At 41.7% G+C, this 1,565-nt stretch carries 2 protein-coding genes; both read left to right on the top strand.

Annotated elements, in window-relative coordinates:
* The first annotated feature begins 115 nt into the window (after positions 1-115).
* Positions 116-331, top strand: a complete 216-nt coding sequence (locus JX312_RS13450) for a hypothetical protein (protein WP_123407614.1) — start codon at positions 116-118, stop codon at positions 329-331.
* Between the two features lie 14 nt (positions 332-345).
* Positions 346-1,350, top strand: a complete 1,005-nt coding sequence (locus JX312_RS13445; protein WP_172469622.1) for a PstS family phosphate ABC transporter substrate-binding protein — start codon at positions 346-348, stop codon at positions 1,348-1,350.
* Positions 1,351-1,565 lie beyond the last annotated feature (215 nt).

The raw sequence follows: 1,565 nt of genomic DNA, 5'->3' as shown, positions 1-1,565 counted from the left end.
AAAAGAATTAATTCCGGAAAATCTTACATATAATTCATGTTTAATTCAAACACTCTCTAAACCATACCCCACAAATTTTGTTAAAATTTTAAAGAACATATAAAACAGAATAGTTATGAAAGGTTATGATAACGATGATCGCCACGTCGCCCCCAAGGGAGCACGAATGGCATTCGGCATTATAATGGTGCTTGTATACGTAGGTGTAGGACTTCTCTTTATATTCAATGTCTTCGACATAATAAGCTATACTGTAAGCTGCATTATCGGGGCTTTTCTTATTGTATATGGAATATTCCGCGCATACCGGCTTTACAAAGGCATAAACTGAATAATCGCACCCTTATGAAATTGAATACTACATTCAAAATTATGCTCTCGGCTCTTATAGTGCTGGGAGCTGTGTCATGCACAAAAGTGAAACGCGGCGAATATGCCAAGGGCAGTGCTACGATTTTCTGCGATGACGGATTCCGGAATATACTGAACGAGGAAATTGAAGTATTTGAATTCTCATATCCCGAATCATCCATCATCCCTTTCTTCGTAAGTGAACAAGACGCAATCGACACGATGATGTCTGACGGAACGCAGGCAATAATCGTTACGCAGGAACTTACCAAGGAACAAAAGGATTATATCAAGAGCAAGTTCAAAAGAGTTGTCAAGACACACTGCATCGCCGTTGATGCTGTGGCTCTTATAACCAACAAGGGAAACCGCGTCACTTCACTCTCTATGAAAGAGATCGGAGACATACTCAACGGCAGGATAACACGCTGGAGTCAGCTTGCGGGAAACGACACTACATTCATAAAACTTGTGTTTGACAATGCCGGCTCATCCACGGTAAGCTATATGCGCGAGAAATTCCTTCCGGAAGGATCAAAAATTTCAGACAATCCTCATGCCTACGCACAAAAAGACAACGCGCAAGTGTTTGATGTGGTACAGAAGGACCCTGACGCACTTGGCATCATATCGGTAAGCTGGCTGGGAGATGACCTCAGTCTTGCCAAGAAAGTGCCGGTGGAACAGCGCAACAAGGACTATGCCAACCAGAACGACACCATTGCCACAAATCTCACTACGGAAGTGAATGTGGTCCGGGTAAGCAACCCTACAGAAGCCAACGATTTCGACCCTACCGGTTACAAACCATATCAGGTATACATAAACTCGGGGGAATACCCTCTGTTTCGTAAGGTCTACATGATCTCTACCGCTTCCAACTCGACTGTGCTCCATAGTTTCTACACTTTTGTCACCGGATTTGTAGGACAGAAGATCATATCCAAGACCGGTATACTCCCCTATCACATGAACCCGCGCGTAGTTGAGCTTAAATAAAGTCAAAGACAGCAAAGCACCGAAGCATGACGCATTTTAACAAATATTATACTCCCGGCTTATGAATAATTTGTGAATAAAGCATTTTTTTAGTAATTTTGGACTCGCTCTTCTCTTGAAACGCTCATAAAAAGGGACAAGCGAGTTCATTTTACAAAAATGATTTCATACAAGATCTAATTCTTCAAAGCATAATAAGTATCAAACTATCATAT

The organism is Barnesiella sp. CU968, assembly GCF_905219685.1.
In the GTDB taxonomy this organism is placed as follows: domain Bacteria; phylum Bacteroidota; class Bacteroidia; order Bacteroidales; family Muribaculaceae; genus Lepagella; species Lepagella muris_A.
The sequence above is the reverse complement of the archived record's forward strand: the minus strand, read 5'-3'. Positions and strand labels throughout refer to the sequence as shown.

Bases quoted from the DNA above. Each gene is read 5' to 3' on its own strand.
- JX312_RS13450 (WP_123407614.1), top strand. From the start codon at position 116: ATGAAAGGTTATGATAACGATGATCGCCACGTCGCCCCCAAGGGAGCA.
- JX312_RS13445 (WP_172469622.1), top strand. From the start codon at position 346: ATGAAATTGAATACTACATTCAAAATTATGCTCTCGGCTCTTATAGTG.